Source organism: Roseateles sp. P5_E11 (assembly GCF_054049355.1).
Genome location: NZ_JBFUMO010000309.1, coordinates 1 through 6,867 on the forward strand (window position 1 = coordinate 1; position 6,867 = coordinate 6,867).

6 protein-coding genes and 1 pseudogene are annotated in these 6,867 nt (G+C 67.8%); 1 reads left to right on the forward strand and 6 read right to left on the reverse strand.

Translation table 11 applies throughout. The features are described 5' to 3' along the window. Together ACXJKR_RS20180 and lspA are read right to left on the reverse strand one after the other, a co-directional pair. Positions 1–309: pseudogene (locus ACXJKR_RS20180) on the reverse strand (GGDEF-domain containing protein); the annotation flags it as partial. 83 nt (positions 310–392) lie between these two features. After that, positions 393–887, reverse strand: coding sequence for a signal peptidase II (gene lspA, locus ACXJKR_RS20185; protein ID WP_457324332.1), 495 nt, complete (start codon positions 885–887; stop codon positions 393–395). Positions 888–1,000: 113 nt separating this feature from the next. Between lspA and ACXJKR_RS20190 the strand changes: the two genes are divergently transcribed. Then, the gene (locus ACXJKR_RS20190) at positions 1,001–1,507 is read left to right on the forward strand and encodes a hypothetical protein (protein ID WP_056201958.1); all 507 of its coding nucleotides are present in this window, start codon (positions 1,001–1,003) and stop codon (positions 1,505–1,507) included. Positions 1,508–1,741: 234 nt separating this feature from the next. Here ACXJKR_RS20190 and ileS read toward each other — a convergent pair whose 3' ends face one another. The 4 genes from ileS to ACXJKR_RS20210 form a co-directional block, all read right to left on the reverse strand. After that, a complete protein-coding gene (gene ileS / locus ACXJKR_RS20195) occupies positions 1,742–4,564 on the reverse strand; it encodes an isoleucine--tRNA ligase (protein WP_457324333.1) in 2,823 nt (940 codons plus the stop codon). A gap of 73 nt (positions 4,565–4,637) precedes the next feature. Continuing rightward, the gene (locus ACXJKR_RS20200) at positions 4,638–5,654 is read right to left on the reverse strand and encodes a bifunctional riboflavin kinase/FAD synthetase (RefSeq protein WP_457324334.1); all 1,017 of its coding nucleotides are present in this window, start codon (positions 5,652–5,654) and stop codon (positions 4,638–4,640) included. A gap of 21 nt (positions 5,655–5,675) precedes the next feature. Next, complete coding sequence (locus tag ACXJKR_RS20205; protein WP_457324335.1) at positions 5,676–6,413, reverse strand: 16S rRNA pseudouridine(516) synthase; 738 nt, start codon at positions 6,411–6,413, stop codon at positions 5,676–5,678. Then, the coding region (locus ACXJKR_RS20210) for a DUF3617 domain-containing protein (RefSeq protein WP_457324336.1) at positions 6,410–6,867 on the reverse strand (458 nt) is incomplete at its 5' end. The genes ACXJKR_RS20205 and ACXJKR_RS20210, both read right to left, overlap by 4 nt.

A 6,867-nucleotide genomic window follows, 5' to 3' on the forward strand; every position in this document is an offset into this window, starting at 1 on the left:
GCGTTCCGGCGTGCGCATGCCGCGCGACACCAGCATGACCGTCGTCGGCTCGCCCTTGGGATAGAGAGTCCACTGCTCGCGGACGATCTTGCCCTGCGCATGGTCGGCCGCCGTGACGGCCAGGCGCTCGCGCACGGCATCGCCATGCTCGGAAAAGTCGCGCGACAGGAATTCCTCGGCGCTGTCGGCATGCCAGAAGCGCAGGGCTGCGGCATTGGCCCAGAGGTTGCGCTGTTGTTCGGGGTCGAAGACCCACAGAGGAACGTCGAGCCAGTCGTAATGGCTCAGGCTGGCGAAGTCGAGGAGCATGTGGGCGCGTTGAGAGGCGCGCGATTGTCACCGCTCGTCACATCTGTCGCCCGTGAACTACTGCGCGGCCGCGCCGCGCAGGTTCAACCGCGGCGCACTCGGCGCAATTCGTCCAGGATCAGCAGGACGGCGCCGACGGTGATGGCGCTGTCGGCGACGTTGAAAGCAGGGAAATACCAGCTTCGAGCGTGAACCTGGATGAAGTCGACGACGTAGCCGTGGATGGCGCGGTCGATGACATTGCCTAGCGCGCCACCCAGAATCAGCGTCAACGCCCAAGCGAACAGCTTCTGGTGGCCATGGCGGCGCAGCATCCAGATGATGAAGCCGGCCGCGGCCAGGCCCAGGCCGAGGAAGAACCAGCGTTGCCAGCCGGAGGCGCCATGCAGGAAGCTGAAAGCGGCGCCGAAGTTGTGGGCGCGCACGACGTCGAAGAAGCTGGTGACTGGGTGCACGTCACCGAGCTGGAAGGTGCGCAGGATGAGCACCTTGGTGAGCTGGTCGGCCAGGATGATGAGGGCGGCAATCAGCAGCCAGGAAGTCAGGCCGGAGGACGAGGACGACGAGCGAGAAGGCATGGAATGGGGTCGCGAGGCGAGGGCCGCCAATGTRACTTGCCGCCGAGCCGGGGCTTGTAGGCGCAGGAGAAGCGGCGTAGAAGCGGAACTCTCCCTGCTCGCTGGAGGATCCCATGCGAAAGCGCATCTACTGGTTGCTGCCCCACCTGAGCAGCGCGCGGCGCACGATGGACGAGCTGTTGCTCGCCCGCATCACCGAACACCACATCCATTTCGTCGCCGCCGAAGGTGCCGCGATGGACGGTCTTCACGCGGCCAATGTGCTGCAGACCTCTGACCTGGTCGAGGCGGCCCAGAACGGCGCGCTGATCGGCTCCGGCCTCGGCGCCGCGGGCGGCGTTGCGGCGGCCCTGGCGATCAGCGCAGCCTCTCCGGCGGCGGTCGTCATCGGCCTGGCGGCCGTAGGCGCCATGCTGGGCACCTGGTCGTCCAGCATGATCGGCAGCTCCACGCCGAGCCGGCGCTTGAAACGCTTCGAGGCGGCCATCGAGCAAGGCCAATACCTGCTCATCGTCGACGTGCCCCGCTCGCGCATCACCGAGATCGAGGAACTGCTGGCTCGCACCCACCCCGAAGCGCACTTCGAGGGGATGGAGCCGAACGTGCCTGCGTTCCCGTGAGCCCCTCGTCCGGTCTCACTCCGGCTGAACGCCGGTGAGGCCAGCCGGTCTTGCAGACCGCGCAGCCGGCAGAGCGGCTGCTCTTCGGCAGGCACGACAAGTCCTCAGGACTTGCCGTGTCCGGCCTCAGCCCCGAGGGGACGGCGATGCATGCGGCATTGAGCCGCATGCACATCGCCTGCGGGCCGACTTGGGACGGCCCGGCGTCGGTCCGCGTAAAAAACCAGCGCGTGCTTACGCGACGGTGCGGGTCTCGCCCGCGCCGTAGAGGTTGCTGTCGCAGCGCCCGCAGAGCGTCGGGTGAGCCGCAATGCTGCCGACGTCGGCGCGGTAGTGCCAGCAGCGCTCACACTTGGCATGGGCGCTGGGCGTGACGACGACGCCCAGTTCGCCTGCTGATGCCAAGCGCACGGCCGACGTGATGAAGACGAAGCGCAGGTCGTCACCCAGGCTGGCCAACAGCATCTGGTCCTGCTCGTTCACCTTGAGCACCAGTTCGGCCTGCAGCGAGGCGCCGACAGCACCCGTCGTGCGTACCGCCTCGATGGCCTTGTTGACCTCATCGCGGATCTCGTGGATGCGATGCCATTTGGCCAGCAGCGCTAAATCCGTCTTGCCGAAGTCCCAATAGGTCTCCGTGAAGATGCTCTCGCCCTTGCCGAAGATCGCCCACGCCTCCTCGGCCGTGAAGCTGAGGAAGGGCGCCATCCAGCGCAGCATGGCGTGCGTGATTTGCCACAGCGCCGTCTGTGCGGATCGGCGGGCCAGGCTCTTGGGCGCGGTCGTGTAGAGGCGGTCCTTCAGCACGTCCAGGTAGAAGGCGCCGAGGTCCTCGGAGCAGTAGACCTGGAGTTTCGACACCACCGGGTGGAACTCGTAGCGCTCGAAGTGGGCCAGGATGTCGGCCTGCAATTCGGCGGCACGAGCCAGCGCGTAGCGGTCGACTTCCAGCAGATCGCCGGGTGCGACCGTGTCCGTTGCCGGGTCGAAGTCGCTGACGTTGGCGAGCAGGAAGCGCAGCGTGTTGCGGATGCGGCGGTAGCTGTCGACGACGCGGGCCAGGATCTTTTCGTCCAGGCCGAGGTCGCCCGAGTAGTCGGTTGCGGCCGTCCACAGGCGCAGGATCTCGGCGCCGAACTTGTCCGACACGGCTTGCGGCGCGACGACGTTGCCCATGGACTTGCTCATCTTGCGGCCCTGGCCGTCAACGACGAAGCCGTGCGTCAGCAGCCCCCGGTAGGGCGCGCGGCCATAGAGGGCGCAGGCGATCAGCAGCGACGAATGGAACCAGCCGCGGTGCTGGTCGTGGCCTTCGAGATAAAGGTCGGCCTCGGGGCCGCTGTCGTGGCCCGCTCCCTGGTGGCTGCCCTTGAGCACATGCTCGAAGGTGGAGCCGGAGTCAAACCAGACGTCGAGGATGTCGTTGCCCTTGGTGTACTGGGCCGCCTCAGCACCCAGCCACTCGACGGCGTCGAGCTTGGACCAGGCCTCGATGCCGTTCTGCTCCACCAGCTGGGCCGCGCGCTCGATGAACTCCAGCGTCTTCGGATGCGCCTCGCCCGTGTCCTTGTGCAGGAAGATAGGCAGCGGCACGCCCCAGCTGCGCTGGCGGGAGATGCACCAGTCGGGACGGCCGGCGATCATGTCGTGCAGGCGGGCGCGGCCGTTCTCGGGGTAGAAGCTGGTGGCTTCGATAGCGGCCAGCGCGGTCTTGCGCAGGCTGTCGGGCGCCTTGTTCGTCGTGAACAAGCCGTCGCCCTCATCCATGCGCACGAACCACTGCGCCGCCGCGCGGTAGATGACCGGCGTCTTGTGCCGCCAGCAGTGTGGGTAGCTGTGGGTCAGCTTGCTTTGCGCCATCAGGCGGCCGGCGTCCTGCAGCGCCTGGGCGATGACCGGATTGGCCTTCCAGATGTGCTGGCCGCCGAACAGCGGCAGGTCGGCGGCGTAGGCGCCGTTGCCCTGCACGGGGTTGAGGATGTCGTCGAAGGCCAGTCCGTGGGCGACGCAGGACTGGAAGTCGTCCAGGCCATAGGCGGGTGCGGAGTGGACGACGCCGGTGCCGTCTTCGGCAGTCGCGTAGTCGGCCAGGTAGACCGGGCTTTCGCGGTCATAGCCGGGGTCGACGTGGGCCAGCGGATGCTTGAACTTCTGCAGCTCCAGCTTGCGGCCTGGCACCACGGCGACGACGCTGCCTTCGAGCTGCCAGCGCGCCAGGCACTTCTCCACCAGCGCCTCTGCGACGACGAAGTAGCCCTTGGCCGTGTCGACCAGCGCGTAGGGCAGCTCGGGGTTCAGGTTGAGCGCCTGGTTGGCGGGGATGGTCCAGGGCGTGGTCGTCCAGATGACGGTGAAGGCGTCCTTGGTCAGCGGCGCGACGGCGAATGCAGCGGCCAGCTTTTCTGGCTCGGCGCTCAGGAAGGCCACGTCCACTGCAGGGGACTGCTTGTCCGCGTACTCGATCTCAAACTCGGCCAGCGACGAGCCGCAGTCGAAGCACCAGTACACGGGCTTCAAGCCGCGGTAGACGAAGCCGCGCTCGAACATCCGCTTCAGGACACGGATCTCGCCGGCCTCGTTGGCGTAGTTCATCGTCTTGTACGGGTTGTCCCACTCACCCAGCACACCCAGGCGCTTGAAGTCCATGCGCTGGCCGTCGATCTGCTCGGTGGCGTAGGCGCGGCTCTTGGCCTGCACCTCGTCGCGCGGCAGGCCGCGGCCGAAGGTCTTCTCGATCTGGTTCTCGATGGGCAGRCCGTGGCAGTCCCAGCCCGGGATGTAGGCCGCGTCGAAGCCCGCCAGCTGGMGCGCCTTGACGATCATGTCCTTCAGGATCTTGTTGGCGGCATGGCCGATGTGGATCTGGCCGTTGGCATAAGGCGGGCCGTCGTGCAGCACGAACTTCGGCGCGCCGCAGCGGGCGTCGCGCAGGCGCTTGTACAGGCCTTGCTCGTCCCAGGCCTTGACCCAGCCCGGTTCGCGCTTGGGCAGGTCGCCGCGCATCGGGAAGGGCGTGTCGGGCAGGTTGAGCGTGGAGCGGTAGTCCGGGGTGGTCATGGCATGCGGCCAGGCGGCGTGCCTGGCGATCAAGAAGCGGGGAGGGCGGAGCGAAGAGCGGCGGGGAGCCGCTTCAAATTCGGTCGCGCGTGGTCTGGCGTCGCTGGGCGGCGTGGGTGGCCAGGAAGGCGCGCGCCGCCGCCGTGTCGGCTGCGATGGCAGCCGTGAGCGCTTCAAGCCCGTCGTACCTGGCTTCGTCGCGAAGTTTGTGCAGCAGTTCCACGCGGGCGAGTTTACCGTAGCCCCCCTCGGGGCCGAGGGGCCACCGCAGGCAATGCACCTCCAGCAGCACGCGGCCGGCATCTTCGACGGTGGGCCGCCGGCCCAGGCTGGCGACGCCCGGCAGCGGCTCGGGCGTCAGGCCATGCACCAGCACCGCGAAGATGCCCTGGGCGGCCGGCTTGTCATGGTCGAAGCGCAGGTTCAAGGTGCGAAAGCCGTCGGCCGCGCCGGGGGCGCTCTCGCCCAGTTGGCGGCCCAGCTTGCGCCCGTGCGTGATGTGGCCCGAGATGGCATAGGGCCGACCCAGCAGCGCCGCGGCGGCCGCCATGTCGCCCGCGGCCAGCGCCTCGCGCACGGCCGAGCTGCTGACGCGCAGGCCGTGCACCTCGTAGCTCATCATGCGGGCCACGTCGAAGCCGCGCGCCTGGCCGGCGGCATCCAGCGTCGCATAGTCGCCCTGGCGCTTGGCACCAAAGCGGAAGTCGTCACCGACCAGCACATAGCGAGCGCCCAGGCCGTCGACAAGCACCTGGCGGATGAAGTCCGGCGCCGGCAGTGAGGCCAGGGCCTCGTCGAAGCGCAGSAYGACGACCTGGTCGACACCGCAGCGCTCSAGCTCSMCGAGCTTGTCGCGCAGATTGGCGATGCGGGCGGGCGCGAGTTCGGGCTTGTGGGCCTTGGCGGCGAAGAAGTCGCGCGGATGCGGCTCGAAGCTCAGCACGCAGGTCGGCAGCCCGCGGTGGCGGGCCTCTGACTGCAGCAGCGCCAGCATGGCCTGGTGCCCGCGGTGCACGCCGTCGAAGTTGCCGATGGTCAGTGCGCAGGCAGGTGCGATGCCGGGGTGGTGGAAGCCTCTGAAAACTCGCATGGGCTCATTGTCCCCGCTGCGTCATTGGCCCCAGACCTCCGCAGGGCTCGCCACCCAGCGCCATTGGCCGGGCGCCAGGTCGGCCGGCAGCGTCAGCGCGCCGAACTGCGGTCGGTGCAGGGCCTCGACGCGGTTGCCGACGGCCGCGACCATGCGCTTGACCTGGTGGTATTTCCCTTCGACAAGGGTCAGCCGCAGCAGCGTCTCGTCGGCGATCTCGGCGCCTTCGGCCTTGCTGATCTCGGGCGGTCGCTGGAACTTGGCCGGAAGCTTGCTCTCTGGCTCCTTCAGCTCGACGCCGGCCAGCAACTGCTCGACCATGGTCGCCRTCAGCGGATGCTTGCAGCGCGCTTCGTAGACCTTGGGCACATGGTGCTTGGGCGAGGTCAGCTTGTGGATCAAGGTGCCGTCGTCGGTCAGCAGCAGCAGGCCGGTCGTGTCTTCATCGAGCCGACCGATGGGCTGCACGCCGCGCTCGCGCAGCGGCGCTGGCAGCAGGCTGAGCACGCTGGGGTGGTGCTTGGGCTTTTGCGAGCATTCGTAGCCGGCCGGCTTGTTCAGCAGGATCAGTGCCTTGTCGTAGCAGGGCCACTCCAGGCCACCGACCGTGAAGCGCATGCCTTGAGTCTCGAACTCGGCCTCCGGGTCGTCGACGACTTCGCCGTTGACCGACACCTCGCCGTTCCATACCAGCCCTGCGCACAGGCGCCGCGTTCCGAAGCCCTGGCTGAAGAGGATCTGTGAGAGCCGCTGTTTCACGGCGTGGCTTTGGGCCGTGCCTGGATGGGCTGGATGTTGCCGCAGTCGGCGCTGATCCAATGGCCCTCGCCGCTGACGGCCGTCGTCACGGTCTTGCCGTCGCGCTGGCGGGTCAGCTTGACGTCGCTGGTGAAGGCGGTGTTGCCTTGCAGGGTGGTCGTGCCTTCACCCTCGGTGGCCGGGTCGGTGCAGACGAAATGGCTGTGGATGACATTGCCGCTGCGGCGGACATCGTGGGTGCAGTTGCCGGCCGGATGAGAGGGCGTGAGGTCGCGCTTGACCTGCTCCTCGGTGAGGCAGCTCTTGACAGTGACCGCACCACCCGCGAAATCCATGCTGACGCCGCGCTTGGCCATCATCTCCTGCATCATCTGCTTCTGAGCCGGGGGCATGCTCTCCATGGCCTTCTGGGCCTTTTCCATCTGCGCCTTGCGCTCGGGGTCGACCTGGGTGG